Source organism: Aeromonas australiensis, assembly GCF_000819725.1.
In the GTDB taxonomy this organism is placed as follows: domain Bacteria; phylum Pseudomonadota; class Gammaproteobacteria; order Enterobacterales; family Aeromonadaceae; genus Aeromonas; species Aeromonas australiensis.
On record NZ_CDDH01000015.1, the window covers coordinates 15,183 to 30,819 of the forward strand.

Sequence of the window (15,637 nt, forward strand, 5' to 3'; positions counted from 1 at the left end):
CACTAGGGGAAAAGCTGGTTGTAACTCAATGGGTTAAATAATGCGCGACTTCTTCTCTCTCGAACGCTGGCTACCGGGCCTCGCCGCCCTGCTGCATTACCAGCGCGCCTGGTTGATGCCAGATCTTCGCGCCGGACTCTCGGTGGCGGCAGTGGCGCTGCCCGTCGCCATCGCCTATGCCGAGCTTGCCGGGGTGGGTGCCATCGTCGGCCTCTACTCCTGCATCCTGCCCATGCTGGTCTACGCCCTGTTTGGCACCTCCCGCCAGTTGATTGTCGGCCCTGATGCCGCCACCTGTGCGGTCATTGCCGCCGTGGTGACGCCGCTGGCCGCAGGCGACCCCACCCGTCACTGGCAACTGGTGATGACCATGACCGCCATGACCGGCTTCTGGTGCCTGATTGCCAGCCGCTTCAAGCTGGGAGTGCTGGCGGACTTTCTCTCCCGCCCGATCCTGATGGGGCTGCTCAACGGGGTAGCCATCACCATCATGGTGGGCCAGCTCTCCAAGATCTTCGGCTTCACCTTTAGCGAACGTTACCTCATCGAGCGGATCGCCAGCGGGGCCACCTATATTACCCAGACCCATCTGCCGACCCTGGCCATGAGTCTGGTGGCTCTGCTTACCCTGCTGCTGGCCAAACGCTACAAACCGGCATGGCCCTCCTCCATGGTGGCCATGGTGGTGACCGCTGCGCTGGTGTGGGGCTTTAATCTCGGCCAGTTTGATATCGCCACCTTGGGGACGGTGGGCTCCGGTCTGCCCGCCTTCCAGATGCCGGAATTTCCCCCCGGTCTGATGCGGGAGCTGGTGCTGCCTGCCCTTAACCTCGCCATGGTGAGCTTCGTCTCCATGATGCTGACCGCCCGCAGCTTTGCCGCCAAAAACGGTTACGAGATAGACGCAGACAAAGAGTTTCGGGCCCTCGGTATGGCGAACCTCGCCTCCGCAGTCTCCCAGGGTTTTGCCATCAGCGGCGCGGATTCACGCACCGCGGTCAACGACGCCAACGGCGGCAAGAGCCAGCTGGTCTCCATCATCGCCGCGGCGGTGATCGCCCTCATCACCTTCTATCTGACGGCGCCGCTCAAATACATCCCGACCGCAGCCCTAGGGGTGGTGCTGGTAATGGCCTCACTCTCGCTCACCGATTTTCGCGGTCTCTGGGCCCTGCGCCACTCCGATCGCTCCGCCTTCTGGCTGGCGCTGGTCACCTTTATCAGCGTGCTTACCATGGGGGTGATCCCGGGGATCACCCTCGCCGTGTTGCTGGGCTTGTTCCAGTTCCTGCGCAATGTGATGCGCCCCACCGACCAGCTGCTTGGCATGGATGACGAGGGGGTAGTACGTACCCTGGGGGACAACGAACAGGCCAAGGCGATCCCGGGTATTCTGGTCTATCGCTTCAACTCGCCGCTCACCTACTTCAACGCCCCCTATTTCAAGCGGCGGGTGCTGGCCCTGCTGGTGCAGGATCCCCGAGCCCCCAAGTGTCTGGTGATCGATGCGGTCGCCTGCTTCACCCATCAGGACATCAGCGTGATGAGCATGGTGGGAGAGCTGCACAAGGAGCTGAAACGGCGTGGCATCCATATGGTGATGGCGGGTCGCCACGGCCAGATGACCCACTGGCTAAAGCAGGCAGGCGTGCGGGTGGGCGATGAGGGGATCATCCTCTGCCCCGATATGTATCAGGCGCTGCGCCTGACCCGCTGCTACCGCGAGCCGGTGTTCAAGGATGATGCGGTGGTGGAGAGCACCACAGATGCCATCCGCTCCAACTGGCCGCAGGATGATGCCCTGCCCGACTCGGCGCGCCTCACCTTGCCAAGCGAACAGGAGGCGGGCGCCACGCCTGCCTGATCCCTTGGCCTGCTCCCCTGGCCGGTGCAATCCTGCACAAGGATTGCACCGGCCTTGGCCTTGGTGTTAAATGCGCCCCCAGAGGGCACTCCCCCGTGCCTTCCCAGCTGTTGGACATGCCATGCAATCTCAATCCCACGCAGGCCCGGGCACCCTCTTTGCGCTGACCTGGCCGCTCTTTATCGATCTCGCCCTGCACTTTCTGACCGGTGCCCTCAATACCTTCATGGTGGGTCATGTCTCCTATCAGGGAGTGGCCGCGCTGGCGGTCGGCAATCAAGTGTTCGATCTCGCCATCACATTGTTCAGCTTCGTCAGTATCGGTACCAGCGTGGTGATCACCCAGTATCTGGGGGCCGGCGATCGGGAGAAGAGTCGGGTGGTGATCCACACCGCAATCGGCTTCAACCTGCTGATCGGTTTGGTGGCCGCCATTGGCGTGATGGCGGGGGCCAGCACCATGCTGGCGCTGATGAACCTGCCTGCCAACCTGATGAGCGACGGGACGCTTTACTTGCAGATCATCGGTCTCTGCCTGTTACCGGAAGCGGCAGCCCTCTGTCTGGCAGCCACCCTGCGCGCTCACGGCCACACCCGCCAGGCGATGTATGTGACCCTCATCGTCAACCTCATCACCTTCGTCGGCAACCTGCTGCTGCTCTACGGCTGGTTCGGCTTGCCCCAGCTGGGGGTCGCCGGTGTCGCCATCAGCACGGTCGCGGGCCGACTGGTCGGCGTGGTGCTGCTGGTGTGGCTGGTAGCACGCAAGACCGGCATTCGACTGGTGGTGCGCGATATCGTCCACCCCAGTCGGGAGATGCTGGGCAAGGTGCTCCATATCGGCCTGCCTGCGGCAGGAGAGAACCTCTCCTGGATGCTGCAGTTTATGGTGGTGACAGCCTTTGTCGGACTGCTGGGTGACAAGGCGCTGGCAACCCAGTCCTACTTCTTCCAGATCTGCCTGTTTATCCTGCTGTTTGGCCTCTCCATCGGCCTTGGCAACGAGATCATCATCGGCCATCTGGCGGGAGCAAGACAGTTCGATCGCGCCTATCAGCAGCTACTCAAAAGCCTCAAGCTGGGGCTGGCGGTCACCTGCGTCATCGCCGTGGCGGCGGCCCTCAATGGCCGCACCATCATCAGCCTCTTTACCGATGAGGCCGACATCATCACTCAGGTGGCGCAACTGTTTCTTATCAGCCTTATCCTCGAACCCGGCCGCACCTTCAATCTGGTGGTGATCAACGCCCTGCGGGCCACCGGGGATGCCCGTTTCCCCCTCTACATGGCGTTGCTCTCCATGTGGGGAATTGCCGTGCCACTCTCCTATTTCCTCGGTATCATGCAGGGTTATGGACTGGTCGGTATCTGGCTGGCGCTGGCCTGCGACGAGTGGGTGCGCGGTCTGGCCATGTTCTGGCGCTGGCGCAGTCGTCGCTGGCAAAACAAAATTCTTGTTGAAACAAAAGCGGAATCACAATGAAGAAGATAGGACTCTTGCTGGCTGCCATCCTGCTCAGCCCCCTGGCCATGGCGCAAACTGCCCCTGCCGCTCCCAAGGCTCAAGCCACCCAGACCTGGTATGTGGCCCCCATCGCCATCGATGAAACCAGCGACGCCCAGAAGGCGCTGACAAAGGACTTCATGGCCCAGATGATCAAGACCATCAAGATCAACGAGTACCAGACCGGCAAGGCGGTGGGCAACACCAAGAAGCCCAAGTGGCTGATCCGCACCAAGCTGATCCCCGCCAGCAACGAACCACTGGTCGGCAAGAAGCACCCGCAGGGTCTCACCTACGGCAAGGGCAATCCGACCCAGGAGATCGTCGGCGAGCTGCTGATGAACGGCACCCTGGTGGCCCACATCGGCCAGGGCTGGCGCGAGCCTATCGTCCCGGGCACGCCGGTGGCTGACAAACTCTCCATCGCCAACTATCGCTACGCCATCGGGGATCAGGCCAAGTCGGCGGATCTGGAGGAGCTGGCGGCCCAGATTGGCTTTGAAGCGGGCAAGGTGATCCACCGCGATGGCAAGCCGCTACCCGAGAAGAAAAAGAAAAAAGAGCAGGCGGACGAAGATAAAGAGTAACGTTGCCTGCATCCATAAAAAGGGGCCACTCGGCCCCTTTTTTGATCCTGCACCCTCACGCCAACACTGCCCCTGTTGTGACTTGTCGCACAGTTTGGCTCACCATTCAGATTGATAAATCACTTATCTTGTTTTGATTCAACTAGTTATAAATATCCCGTCGAATACTCCAAATCATTGCCCCCAAATCCGATCAGGATCACATTTATCCCCGGCACTAAGGGGTAGCTTTGGTCTTACAGGCACAATCAAACGAAACCAAGGAGGCTCCATTACATGTTCCCAGAGTACAGAGAACTCATCTCGAAACTGAAGAGCAGTGATGTCCATTTCCAGAAGAAGTTTGACTTGCACAACGACCTGGATGCGGAGATTAGAAAGTTGGAAAAGCATCACGCCAGCGACTATAGCGCCGAGGTGAGAGATCTGAAAAAACAGAAACTCAAACTGAAAGAGGAGATATACGACATCCTCAAACAACATCCACAATAGATGCCTCGAAGAATATGCGGATAAGCAATTTATCCCCCAGCCCGGCCCACGCGCCGGGCTTTTTGTTGTTTCAGTCAATTAGTTGACACCCGAGCCTACCGATCTTGCCGGTAGTTTGTTACATTTTTCCCTTGGAATTCAGGGAATAACGGTGATGATAACATGAGCAGAAAACGATCTTTTTATCATCTCTTGCTGCTTTGCCTGTTCGCATTGAGCCACCCCCTGCAGGCTCAGGAGCCTGAACTGGAGCTGTGGCACTCCCAGCAAGCCGGTTACGTGATCGACGACGTGATCGCCCGCTTCAATCAGGAGGGGAACCACAGAGTACGGGTCACCCAGATTGAGCCGGGCAAGATCAAGGCGGATCTCCTGCTGGCAGCTCAGGCCAGGGGGCTGCCTGATCTGATGCTGATCCCCTCCGATTTTATCGGCCTCTATCGCCAGATGGCCCTCGCCCCGCTCCCGGCCGAGTGGTTTTCCCCCTCATTGATGGCCAGCGCCTTGCGTTATGTCACCCTGGATCGGCAACGCTGGGGCATGCCCATGATGCAGGGCAACCATCTGATGCTGTTTTACAACAAGGCGCTGGTCTCGACTCCGGTGACCCAATGGCAGCAACTGACTGCTATCACCCCGGCCCTCAAGGCCAAGGGGGTCTACCCCGTCAGCTGGCCCTATCACGACATGTACTACTTAGCCGCCTTTTTACACACCTTTGGCGGCTCACTGGTGACCGAAGGGCGCATTACCCTCGACAGCCCAGCCATGGTGCAGGCACTGGAGGCCTACCGCACCGTCGCCAGCGAACAGTGGGTCGATCCCGACTGCGACTATGACACCGCCCTCGCCCGCTTCAACGAGGGCAAGAGCGCCTACCTCATCAACGGAGACTGGGCCTTCAATGATCTGGTGAAGAACATGGGGGATAAGCTGGGGGTTGCCCTGCTGCCCCGCTGGCAAAGCCATCCCATGCACTCAATGAGCGGCGCCTACGTGATGGGGGCCTCCCGCTGGGCGATGGACGATGAGGAGAGACTGCCCGTCATCAAGGCGCTGATGGCCTTTATCCAGCGTCAGGATATTCAGCAGTTCATCTATCATCAGGGGGCGCTGCTGCCGGTCAATCAGCAGGCATTCTCCGCCATCAGCCACAACCCCACACCTAAGGAAAAAGTGCTGCTGGAACAGTTCACCCTCAGTACCCCCATGCCCTCCGACAGCGCCATGTCCATCGCCTGGCAAGCGATGGAGAAAGGGTTCGAGCGCTTTAAAGAGGGGATCAGTGCCGCCGACACCGCCCGCTATATGCAGCAGTTGGCCGATCAGCAGTACCGGCAGGTCAAAGCACCATGAAACATCGCACCTTTCGGCTCGGCCCGACCCTGATCATCATCCTGTTCACCGTCGCCTTGCTGCCGGCACTGCTGGCCAGCACTGTGCTGCTGATCCGCCAGCACCAGATCATCGCCCAGAGCGAGCAGTCACAGCTGGAGCGGGCCCTCACCAGCATGACCCGCGAGGCCCGCTTTCGCAGCGAGCTGATCGGCACCCAGATCAATCAGCTCAGCCAGGATCGGGTACTCCATCAGGCCCTCGACAACTTCCTCTTCTCCAGCCATGCCCGGTTGGCACTGGCCACCTTTATCAAATCCAACAGCCTGCTGACCTCGGCCTACCTAATCGATGACAAGGGGTTGGTGGTGGAGTACATCAATGGCCAGGCCTCCCACCTCGAATCGAGCAACCTGATGCCGCAGCTGATGGCCTGGGGCAAGACCCGCGAGGCAAAACAGGGCAAGCATCTGCTGCTGCCCGTCGATGATCCCGTACTGGTCGACGACATGGAGCAAAACCGCAGCGGCGGGCTGGCGCTGGTAGCCCCCATCTATCGCAACCACCAGCGCGCCGGGGTGATGCAGACCCCTTCCGGCTTCGTGATGGCCATTCTCCCCTGGCGGCAGATGGCCCAGTTGCTGGAACCCTATCTCAAGGGGAGCGAATATCTGGTGATCTCCCAGGGCGAGAACCCTCTCTACGCAGGGGCTCACCAGAGCGCTAACGCCATGGATGACAGGGAGCCAAGCAAGTTGGCCCAGCCCCTGGCCATTGGCTGGCCCCAGCTGGAGCAAGAGATCACCCCCACCATCACCCTCTACAGCTACAGCAATGACAGGGTCAGCGAGCTCAATAAATCCCAACAGCTGCTGACAGTCAGCATCGCCGTCATGTTGCTGCTGGTGGCCATCGGCTGCGTCTGGCTCACCCGCTGGCTGACCCGACCGCTGCGCTCGCTGGCCGCGCTGGTGCGCAGCTATGGCCAGGGCTATTACCAGCAACGGCAGGCACCGCTGCGCTTTGTGGAGTACGACGAGGTGCGCCAGTTGCTGCAGGAGATGGCCAGCACCATCTCGGATCAGGTGCGGGCGCTCTATCAGCAAAATGAACAGCTGCAGCAGGCCAACAGCGAGAAAGAGGCCTTCAACCAGCGGCTGCTCGGCTTCAACGACGAACTGGAGCAAGAGGTTGCCTCGCAAACGACCGCCCTGCGCTCGGCCCTGAGCCGGGAGGAGCGCAGCCGCCATATCCTGCAATCCTGGTTGCAGTTCGGTCTGCACCAGCAGCTGGATATCGATATCGCCGAGCTGGCCAGCTCCGCCCTGCTGCAACTCTCCCAGCTCTATCCCGGCCACCGCTGGGGGCTGGTGATCCGCCGCGATGGCCACCCTCATTACTCCCTGACCCAAGGGGTCGATGCCCCCTTGCGGGATGCCCTGCAGGAGAAGCTGGCCCAATTAATGGATCAGGAGGTCAAACACTCCGAATGCCAGTGGGATAACGCACTCTGGAAGATCATGACCCTGCCCGGCAGTCAGAGCGGCGTGCTGTTTGGTTATCTGATGGTAAGCGCCGAAGGGCTGGAGTCCGAAGACAGATCTATCCTGCGGCTGTTTGCCAAGCAGCTGGCGGTGGGCATCGAGGGGCGCCTCTTCACCGACGAGCTGGCGCGAGTCGCCCGCACCGACAACCTCACCGGGCTGCCCAACCGACAGGCATTCGAAGAGGCCTTCCATCACTATCAGGCGGTGCTGGCACGCCATCCCGAGCGCCATCTTGCACTCTTTATGCTTGATCTGAACGGTCTCAAACAGGCCAACGATCGGTATGGCCATGAGGCAGGGGATAGCCTGCTTGTCCAGATGGCCAGCCTGTTGCGCACCCTCTGCCGTCAGGATGAGCATATCTTTCGCATCGGTGGCGATGAGTTCGTCCTGTTGGCAGAGGCCGATCACCTCGCCAGCCAACAACTGGCAGGCAGGTTGGAGGCCAGTCAGCAGCACGCCATCGTGCAGCATGGGGAGCACAGCTTCCCGCTGCGTTTTGCCATCGGCTGGAGCAGCAGCGACCAGACCCCGCTGGCGGAGCTGAGCCGGGTGGCGGACGACGCCATGTATGCCAATAAGGCGCGCTTCTATCAGGGGCAGCGATAAAAAACGGAGGTCTGTGGCGTTGGCGAGCCTTTCGCCAACGCCCTGATCAGCTCGCAAAAATGGCGCACAACGCTAGACGCGGCGCGGACCATGACTAAGATAGGGGCTCTTGATGTCTCGATTTGCAAGGGAGTAGGAAATGGAGTTAGTACTTGGCCCGCTAGAAGCCCGCGTCATCGGCTGTCTGATTGAAAAAGAGATCTGCACCCCGGATCAATATCCCCTCTCCCTTAATGCACTGGTCAACGCCTGCAACCAGAAGAGCAACCGCGAGCCGGTGCTGGAGCTCTCCGAGCTCGATATCCGCGCCGTGGTGGACGAGCTGATCCGCAAGCGGCTGGTGGTCAATACCGCCGGCTTCAACGCCCGGGTGCCCCGCTACCAGCACAGATTCTGCAACACCGAGTTTGGCGAGCTGAAATTCAGTGCCCAGGAGCTCGGCATCGTCTGCGAACTGCTGCTGCGCGGCCCGCAAACCCCGGGGGAACTGCGCTCGCGCACCAACCGCCTCTGCAGCTTCGATGATGTCACCGAAGTGGATGCGGTGCTCGGCACCCTTATCGAACGGGGCCCTTACGTGGTCAAGCTGCCGCGCGAACCGGGCAAGCGCGAATCCCGCTACGCTCATTTGTTCAGCGGCGAAGTGGATATTCAGGGAATGATGGATGCCGCCCCCGCCGCGGCCTTTGCCTCCCCTGCCGCCGATCGCCTCTGCGAACTGGAGCTGGAGGTGAGCGAGCTCAAGCGCCGTCTCGCCGCCATGGAAGCGCGGCTGGCTGCGCTGGATGGTCAGGGCTGATCCCCTTTACCATCGCCAATCTCTATCAGGGAGCCGGGGCTGATCTCCCCGGCTCCCTGCGTTTTTTTATCGTGAGGAAGTGCCCGTGATCACCCTGATTAAAGAGTCTGACCACCAGAAGATGCCCTGGAAAAACCAGCAGGGTACCACCAGCCAGATCCTCATCTCCCCCAAGGGGGCGAGCCTTGCCAAGCTCGACTTTGACTACCGGCTAAGCTCGGCCCCCATCAAGAGTGCGGGCCCCTTCTCCCCTTTCCCTGGCTATCAGCGCATTTTGCTGCCAGTGAGTGGGGCAGGCTTTGTGCTCAACGGCCACCCCTACGCCACCTTCGAAGCGGCGCACTTTAGCGGCGATGAGGAGACCCACTGCGAATTGCTGAAAAAAGAGGTGACCGATCTGGGGCTTATCTACCATCCGGATCGTCTCAGCGCCAACGTGCGGGTGCTGAACCTCCCCTTCCCGCTGACCCTTACCCTCGAGCCAGAGAAGACCTACCTCTGCCACTTGCTGAGCGGCCAGCTAACCGTACAGGGCAAAGAGGTAGCCCTCAATGAGACGCTGGTGGTGACCGGGGAAGAGAGCATTCAGTTCGAATGCCAGAAAAAGACCGCCATCGCCTTCTTTACCCTGCAGGCCAAATAGCGCGACAGTCGGTGGTGTGCAGTCATGCCACACACAAACAGCAGAGATGAAAAAGCCGGGCAATCCCGGCTTTTGCTATTGAGGTCACCGGCTCGATGCCGGTCAGCACCTTAATTGACCTTGAAAGAGCCCTTCATCATGGCGAAATGGCCAGGGAAGGAGCAGAAGAAGGTGAGATCCTGTCCAGCCAGACCATCGGTCTTGAAGGTGACGCTGCTGCTCTCGCCACCACCGATCATCCCGGTGTGTGCCAGCACGCGAGGGTCATCCTTGGGCAGATAGCCATTCTCGGCTCCTGCACTCATCCCGGCAGTGGCCACCGTCTGATAATCTGCGGTACTGGTCAACACCCAGTTATGGCCCATGGCATTAGCCGGCAGCTTGCCGGTGTGATTCAGGGTGACCGTCACCTCTTTGCAGGTCGCCGGTACGCTCATCTCTTTGAGGTTGAACTGCATGGCATCATTGCCTTCGATGACCAGTGCACACTCATCGGCCAGAGCCGGAGCAGCCAAGGTGCTCAGAAACAGCAGGGTAATCGCCTTTTTCATCATTTTCTCCTTTGATTGGCAATGGATGGCAACGACTTGGCGGATGCGCTTAACGCTTCGCAAAGATGCCGTCTAAATCGACCTTCATTTTACGCACTTGTCTTCAATCGGCTATGGCTTTTGGCCAAAGCTGCGGGTCAGGTCACCTGACGATGACGCCCTCGCAACGTTGCTGAATACGAGCGCCCTCTCCGGTCGGCTCAACCGGTGCCCTTTTTTCTGCCTCTCCGTCCATGCGGCGTTCCCTTTGAATGCGTTGGAACATGAGATGTTGCATGCAATCGGCAACTTGGCCAATTGCCTCTTCGGGCGCTTTGGTGGCACACTTTCTCCCATCAGCCCGTAGCGCCTCGACCCAGACAGATGCAGACACCTGAACAAGAGCCAGCAAAAAAGAGCCCAGCCAAGCCCCAACGCATTCTCATGGTCAATGAGCAGCGCTCGTTTCAGGTGATGATGAAGGCAATGCTGATCAATCTGGGGATCAGCAATATCACCTACTCCAATACCGCCGAGGATGCGCGGCGCCGCTGCCAGAAAGAGAGTTTCGACATCTACCTCATCGATTACGATCTGGGGGTTGGCGAAAATGGCCGCCAACTGCTGGAGAGCCTGCGCGACCAGAACCTGATCCCGCCCCAGAGTGTGGTGATCATGGTGAGTGGTGACAGCTCCCGCGCCATGGTACTGAGCGCGCTGGAAGCCGAACCCGATGAATACCTGATGAAGCCCTTCTCTCAAGAGCAGTTCTCGTTTCGCCTCAAACGTGCCCTCGCTCGGCGCAACGCGCTGGCCAGCGTCTTTACCGCGCTGGCCGATGACAATCCGGCGGCCCTCATTACCGCCTGCGCCGAGCGGGCCGATGCGGTGCCCCGTTTTGCCAACTACTGCCGCTGCCTGCAGGCCGATACCCACCTCAAGCTGGGTCAGGCGCAGGAGGCGCGCTCCCTGATGCGCCAGCTGCTGGCCGGGCAGGAGAACAGCTGGGCCCGCCTGACGCTCGGTAAGGCGTGCAACACCCTGGGGCTCCATGAAGAGGCGGTCAGCCATCTGCAGGCGACCCTCAAAAATACCCCCCTGATGGTGGAGGCTCACCTCTGGCTGGCAGAGTCCCTGCTGGCCCTTGGTAATGATGGGCAGGCGCAGCAGGAGCTCCGACGGGCGGTGGATATCTCCCCCCAGTCGATGCAACTCTCCCGCCGACTGGCGGAGGTATGCCTGCAGCGCCACGACTACGCCCAGGCCAAGGATGTGCTGCTCGCCTTGATCGACCTGTCGCGCAACTCCATCCATCGCACTCCCCACTATCTGGGGGCCTATATCCAGACCCTGACCCTCTACGCTCTCAACAGTAACGACAGCTACCACATCGCTAACCTGCAAAAGCAGGTCAATTCGGCCCTGTCGCGTATCCGCGATTCGCTGATGATATCGGAGTTCAACTACCCGGTGTTCGAGCAGATCTGTCAGGCCCGGGTGCAAATTGCACTGGGTGAGCTGCTCAAGGGCAAGAAGATGCTCTATCGCGCCAACCAGAACTGGCTCGATGAACCGGCCACCATGCCCCCCGCCCTGCTCGGAGAGACCATCCTGGCGCTCTACCAGCTCGGTGAATTCGAATATGCAGAAAGCCTGCAGGGGCTGCTGGCTGAGGACGAAGACAGGCTGCTCACCACCTGCATTCAAGCCACCCGGGATGATAAGACGGTGCTGGAACGGCGCCAGCGCTACCAACAGCTCAACGACCTGGGGATCAAAGCCTATCAGAGCGGCGAGCTGGAGCAGGCCCTCGGTCATTTTCGCGAAGCCCTGCGTCGCGCCCCTGCCAATACCGGTGCGGCCCTCAACAAGATCCAGGTATTGCTGCAACTGATGCAGAAAAACCGCAAGAGTCCGGAGTTTGGCGCCGAGTGCAAGGAGACCATGGAGGTGCTCGACGGCATCCCCCTCAATCCCACTCAGCAGGAGCGGTTTCGCAAGCTGCGTCAGGAGTTCAACCAGTTAAGCTAACACGCCACCACCTCCCCTTTTCCCCGCCTATGCTCAAACCAGTCCGGCAATGCGAGGGAGAAGAACATGGCGATGTGTCGTTATCTGGTGGCTGATGGCCGCCACTGCAGTGAAGAGGCTGGCGAGCACGACCTCTGCCACTGGCATGATCCCCACAGATCCCATCAGGAAGCCCATACCGCCGAGGCGCTCGAACAGTACGTTCGCGCTGGCGGTCTCTGCCACGGCCTGCAGTTGTCACGGGCCAATCTGGCTGGCATCGACCTGGTCAACAAGGAGTCCGATCAAGGATTTTTGCTGGAGCAGTGCAACCTCTATCGCGCCAACCTGCGCGGTGGTCACCTCTACGGTTTACGTATGAAGGGAGGCAGCCTGATGAAGGCCGATCTCAGTGATGCCAACCTCCAGTGCGCTACCCTGGATGACGTCAACCTGCTCGGCATCCGCTGGCACAACACCCGGCTCGACAACATGCAGACCGGCAAACGGGTGATGCAGGATCGCAAGGGGCGCCGCGAACGGGATCTCAAACAGGCGCGCATCTGGTTCAAGGAGGCGGAAGAGACCTACCGGGATCTGCGCAAAGCCTCCGAGGCACAGGGGATCTTCACCATGTCTGGCAACTATATCCAGCAAGAGCTCACCATGCGCCGCTTGCAACTGCCGCTCTGGTCGAGCCAGCGCTTCACCTCATGGGTAGTCGATCTCTTCTGCGGCTATGGCGAGGCTCCGATACGGGTGGTACTTTTTTCCCTGCTGCTCATCTTCATCTGCAGCATTTTTTACTTCTTTTGTGGCCTTAACTTCGCGGGCAACCACCTTATCTACCAGCCTGATGCCCCCTTTGAGCAGAACGCTATCTTCCTGCTCGAGTGCCTCTACTACAGCGTGGTGACCTTCACCACCCTGGGTTATGGGGACTTCACCCCGGTCGGCCTATCCAGGATCATCGCGGCCTTCGAAGCCTTCACCGGCAGCTTTACGCTGGCACTGTTTGTGGTGGTGTTTGTCAAGAAGATGACCCGCTGACAACCTGACCACGATCTGGCTGCGAGGCCGTGATCAAGGCGCATGTGCTGCTCGCTTGTTTGTAACCAAGAGTGCTCACGTATATCTATACGCTCGGCGGCGTTTCACCTTGCTGACAGCTCGTCAACAGGTTACCGAGCAGCTGCGCCAGTCACAGCCCCCGAACTTGCATCCACCGCCGATTCCTAGTCCAATAGCAGCCTATAAAAATGACATGAGCATCCCGGACATGAAGATCATCTCTTTCAATATCAACGGCCTGCGCGCCCGTCTGCACCAACTGCAAGCCATCATCGACAAGCACCAGCCCGATGTGATCGGCCTGCAGGAGATCAAGGTGCACGATGAAGCCTTCCCGCTGGCCGATGTGGAGGCCATGGGCTATCACGTGGCGTTCCACGGCCAGAAGGCCCACTACGGGGTCGCCATCATGAGCAAGCAGAAGCCGGTCAAGGTGGAGAAAGGCTTCCCTACCGATGACGAAGAGGCCCAGCGCCGGATGATCATGGCCACCTTCGAACGTGAAGACGGCTCCCTCATCAAGGTGATGAACGGCTACTTCCCGCAGGGTGAAAGTCAGGATCACGAGACCAAGTTTCCGGCCAAGCAGAAGTTCTACGAGGATCTGCTGCACTACCTCGAGAGCCACCACACCCCGGCCGACCAGCTGGTGCTGATCGGGGATATGAATATCTCTCCCACCGATCTCGACATCGGTATCGGCGAGGCAAACCGCAAGCGCTGGCTGCGGGACGGCAAATGCTCCTTCCTGCCCATCGAGCGCGAATGGATGGAACGGCTGAAAGGATTTGGTCTGACCGACACCTTCCGCGCCGCCAACCCCACCGAGTGCGAACGTTTTTCCTGGTTTGACTACCGCTCCAAGGGCTTTGACGAGAACCGCGGCCTGCGCATCGACCTTATCATGGCCTCCGACGCCCTCAAGGACACCGTGACCGAGACCGGTATCGACTATGAGCTGCGCGGCATCGAGAAACCCTCAGATCACGCTCCCATCTGGGCCTGCTTTGCTTAATGGAAAGCACGGTTAACCTATGAGCCGGAGCGAGCTCGCCAATCGGTGAAACGGTTCGTGGTTGCCAGCCTTAGAAGGAGCTAAACAGCCTATCCAGCCAAGGTGCCTCAGGGCACCTTTCTCTTTACTCAGCATGATGCGTTTTCCTGCATACCCAACATATACACACGCGCGCCACTCTGTATCAGCTCCCTGCGGTTGCCGATCTCCTCTCGCCGTGAGGAGCAAGTTGTGAAGATGCTTGCTTTTTGACCAAACGGTCACCTCAATTGATCACTCAAGCAGGTTAGGTTCAGATTGCCGTCCTATCATCTCCCGCTCAGATCTTAAAAACAGTTGTGTTTTTTATAATGAAGTTAATGATGCATATGGATAAGTGTGCTGAACGCAGCAACCGATATGGATCCAACAGGAGTGTGATGATGAAGGCGTCAAATGCCGGAAGATATGCTTACAAACGCAGCTTGCTCACTTTGGCACTGCTCGGTGGACTGACCGCCTGCGGAGGAGAAACGACCCAGACGGCACAGAATATGCCCGCTGTACCTGTGGTTGTTGCGACCGCCACTCCGACCGATGTTCCCCTGACCAGCGAGATGGTGGGAGAGACCGCCGGTTTTCGCGAGATTGAAGTGCGCTCTCGGGTCAGCGGTATCTTGCTCAAGCGCACCTATGTCGAAGGTCAACCGGTCACTGCCGGGCAAGAGCTGTTCATGATAGATCCTGAGCCCTACAAGGTGGCACTTGAGCAGACCAAAGGGACCCTGGCTCAGGAGCAGGCACGGCTCAACAAGGCGCGGGCGGACCGCGATCGCATCATCCCCCTGTTCAAGCGCCAGGTGGTCAGTCGCAAGGATTATGACGACACCATCGCCAACTACGAGGCCGCCGTTGCCAGCCTGCAAGCGGTGCAAGCCAAGGTGAAAGAGGCTGAGCTCAATCTGAGCTACACCCAGGTCACCGCCCCCATCGACGGTATGGCGAGCAAGAGTTCCCAATCCGAGGGGAGCCTGATCTCCACCAGCGGTGACAGCAGCCTGCTCACTACCATCACCCAATTTGATCCGCTCTACGTCAACTTCTCCTACTCGGAGCAGGATCGCCTCAACTTCGAAAACTCGGTGAAAAAAGGGGTTATCGAAGCCAAGGATGCGAACAACTGGCGTACCTATATCCAGCTGGCCGATGGCTCTGTCTATCCCGAAGCGGGCAAGCTCAACTTCTCCGATAACCGGGTTGATCCGCAGACCGGCACCATCCGTGCCCGCGCCATTTTCGACAACAAGGACGGCGTGCTGCTGCCCGGCCAGTTCGTGCGCATGACCATTGATCTGGGGACCCGCAAGAATGCCATCGTGGTGCCACCACGGGCTATCGTTCAGTCCCAGGCTGACCGCATGGTGATGGTGGTAGATGCCGAGAACAAGGTCACTCCCCGCCCGGTCAAGCTGGGCCCGGTGGTTAAAGATGGCGTGCTTATCGAAAGCGGCCTCGCCGCTGGTGATCGTTTTATCGTCGAAGGCTTGATGAAAGCCCGCCCGGGTGCTGTGGTCAAACCGGTCAGTGCCGACGAGATGAAGGCGATCAGTGCCAGCATGGCTGGCCAGAGCCCGGCCAAGTAAGGAGTTCGT

General features: G+C 59.4%; 13 protein-coding genes. 12 read left to right on the top strand and 1 reads right to left on the bottom strand.

The window, feature by feature from the left end; translation table 11 throughout:
- The first annotated feature begins 40 nt into the window (after nt 1-40).
- The 8 genes from BN1117_RS02905 (at nt 41) to BN1117_RS02940 (ending at nt 9,380) form a co-directional block, all read left to right on the top strand.
- The gene (locus tag BN1117_RS02905) at nt 41-1,864 is read left to right on the top strand and encodes a SulP family inorganic anion transporter (protein ID WP_021230679.1); all 1,824 of its coding nucleotides are present in this window, start codon (nt 41-43) and stop codon (nt 1,862-1,864) included.
- A gap of 121 nt (nt 1,865-1,985) precedes the next feature.
- Entirely contained in the window at nt 1,986-3,347 is a 1,362-nt protein-coding gene (locus tag BN1117_RS02910; protein WP_040094761.1) for an MATE family efflux transporter, read from the top strand.
- Nucleotides 3,344-3,955, top strand: coding sequence for a hypothetical protein (locus BN1117_RS02915; RefSeq protein WP_040094762.1), 612 nt, complete (start codon nt 3,344-3,346; stop codon nt 3,953-3,955). Before BN1117_RS02910 ends, BN1117_RS02915 begins: the two co-directional genes overlap by 4 nt.
- 276 nt (nt 3,956-4,231) lie before the next feature.
- A complete protein-coding gene (locus BN1117_RS02920; protein WP_005337763.1) occupies nt 4,232-4,447 on the top strand; it encodes an HP1242/YdcH family protein in 216 nt (71 codons plus the stop codon).
- A 162-nt stretch (nt 4,448-4,609) separates the two neighbouring features.
- Nucleotides 4,610-5,803 carry a sugar ABC transporter substrate-binding protein gene (locus BN1117_RS02925; RefSeq protein ID WP_040094763.1) on the top strand — a complete coding sequence of 398 codons (1,194 nt, stop codon included), beginning with the start codon at nt 4,610-4,612 and terminating at the stop codon, nt 5,801-5,803.
- Nucleotides 5,800-7,938 carry a sensor domain-containing diguanylate cyclase gene (locus BN1117_RS02930; RefSeq protein ID WP_040094764.1) on the top strand — a complete coding sequence of 713 codons (2,139 nt, stop codon included), beginning with the start codon at nt 5,800-5,802 and terminating at the stop codon, nt 7,936-7,938. Before BN1117_RS02925 ends, BN1117_RS02930 begins: the two co-directional genes overlap by 4 nt.
- Before the next feature lie 139 nt (nt 7,939-8,077).
- A complete protein-coding gene (locus BN1117_RS02935) occupies nt 8,078-8,737 on the top strand; it encodes a YceH family protein (RefSeq protein WP_040094765.1) in 660 nt (219 codons plus the stop codon).
- Between the two features lie 85 nt (nt 8,738-8,822).
- On the top strand, nt 8,823-9,380 hold the full coding sequence (locus BN1117_RS02940) for a HutD family protein (protein WP_040094766.1): 558 nt from the start codon (nt 8,823-8,825) through the stop codon (nt 9,378-9,380).
- A gap of 110 nt (nt 9,381-9,490) precedes the next feature.
- Here BN1117_RS02940 and azu read toward each other — a convergent pair whose 3' ends face one another.
- Complete coding sequence (azu, locus tag BN1117_RS02945) at nt 9,491-9,931, bottom strand: azurin (RefSeq protein ID WP_040094767.1); 441 nt, start codon at nt 9,929-9,931, stop codon at nt 9,491-9,493.
- 363 nt (nt 9,932-10,294) lie between these two features.
- Between azu and BN1117_RS02950 the strand changes: the two genes are divergently transcribed.
- The 4 genes from BN1117_RS02950 (at nt 10,295) to BN1117_RS02965 (ending at nt 15,628) form a co-directional block, all read left to right on the top strand.
- Entirely contained in the window at nt 10,295-11,941 is a 1,647-nt protein-coding gene (locus tag BN1117_RS02950; RefSeq protein WP_040094768.1) for a tetratricopeptide repeat-containing response regulator, read from the top strand.
- 66 nt (nt 11,942-12,007) lie between these two features.
- Nucleotides 12,008-12,970: an ion channel gene (locus BN1117_RS02955; protein ID WP_040094769.1), complete on the top strand. Its 963-nt coding sequence runs from the start codon at nt 12,008-12,010 to the stop codon at nt 12,968-12,970.
- A gap of 229 nt (nt 12,971-13,199) precedes the next feature.
- Nucleotides 13,200-14,006 carry an exodeoxyribonuclease III gene (gene xthA / locus BN1117_RS02960; RefSeq protein WP_040094770.1) on the top strand — a complete coding sequence of 269 codons (807 nt, stop codon included), beginning with the start codon at nt 13,200-13,202 and terminating at the stop codon, nt 14,004-14,006.
- A 422-nt stretch (nt 14,007-14,428) separates the two neighbouring features.
- The gene (locus BN1117_RS02965; protein ID WP_040094771.1) at nt 14,429-15,628 is read left to right on the top strand and encodes an efflux RND transporter periplasmic adaptor subunit; all 1,200 of its coding nucleotides are present in this window, start codon (nt 14,429-14,431) and stop codon (nt 15,626-15,628) included.
- Nucleotides 15,629-15,637 lie beyond the last annotated feature (9 nt).

What these genes read in the sequence shown, in the direction of transcription:
- BN1117_RS02905 (WP_021230679.1), top strand. Translation starts at nt 41, where the DNA reads ATGCGCGACTTCTTCTCTCTCGAACGCTGGCTACCGGGCCTCGCCGCC.
- BN1117_RS02910 (WP_040094761.1), top strand. Translation starts at nt 1,986, where the DNA reads ATGCAATCTCAATCCCACGCAGGCCCGGGCACCCTCTTTGCGCTGACC.
- BN1117_RS02915 (WP_040094762.1), top strand. Translation starts at nt 3,344, where the DNA reads ATGAAGAAGATAGGACTCTTGCTGGCTGCCATCCTGCTCAGCCCCCTG.
- BN1117_RS02920 (WP_005337763.1), top strand. Translation starts at nt 4,232, where the DNA reads ATGTTCCCAGAGTACAGAGAACTCATCTCGAAACTGAAGAGCAGTGAT.
- BN1117_RS02925 (WP_040094763.1), top strand. Translation starts at nt 4,610, where the DNA reads ATGAGCAGAAAACGATCTTTTTATCATCTCTTGCTGCTTTGCCTGTTC.
- BN1117_RS02930 (WP_040094764.1), top strand. Translation starts at nt 5,800, where the DNA reads ATGAAACATCGCACCTTTCGGCTCGGCCCGACCCTGATCATCATCCTG.
- BN1117_RS02935 (WP_040094765.1), top strand. Translation starts at nt 8,078, where the DNA reads ATGGAGTTAGTACTTGGCCCGCTAGAAGCCCGCGTCATCGGCTGTCTG.
- azu (WP_040094767.1), bottom strand. Translation starts at nt 9,931, where the DNA reads ATGAAAAAGGCGATTACCCTGCTGTTTCTGAGCACCTTGGCTGCTCCG.
- BN1117_RS02950 (WP_040094768.1), top strand. Translation starts at nt 10,295, where the DNA reads ATGCAGACACCTGAACAAGAGCCAGCAAAAAAGAGCCCAGCCAAGCCC.
- BN1117_RS02955 (WP_040094769.1), top strand. Translation starts at nt 12,008, where the DNA reads ATGGCGATGTGTCGTTATCTGGTGGCTGATGGCCGCCACTGCAGTGAA.
- xthA (WP_040094770.1), top strand. Translation starts at nt 13,200, where the DNA reads ATGAAGATCATCTCTTTCAATATCAACGGCCTGCGCGCCCGTCTGCAC.
- BN1117_RS02965 (WP_040094771.1), top strand. Translation starts at nt 14,429, where the DNA reads ATGAAGGCGTCAAATGCCGGAAGATATGCTTACAAACGCAGCTTGCTC.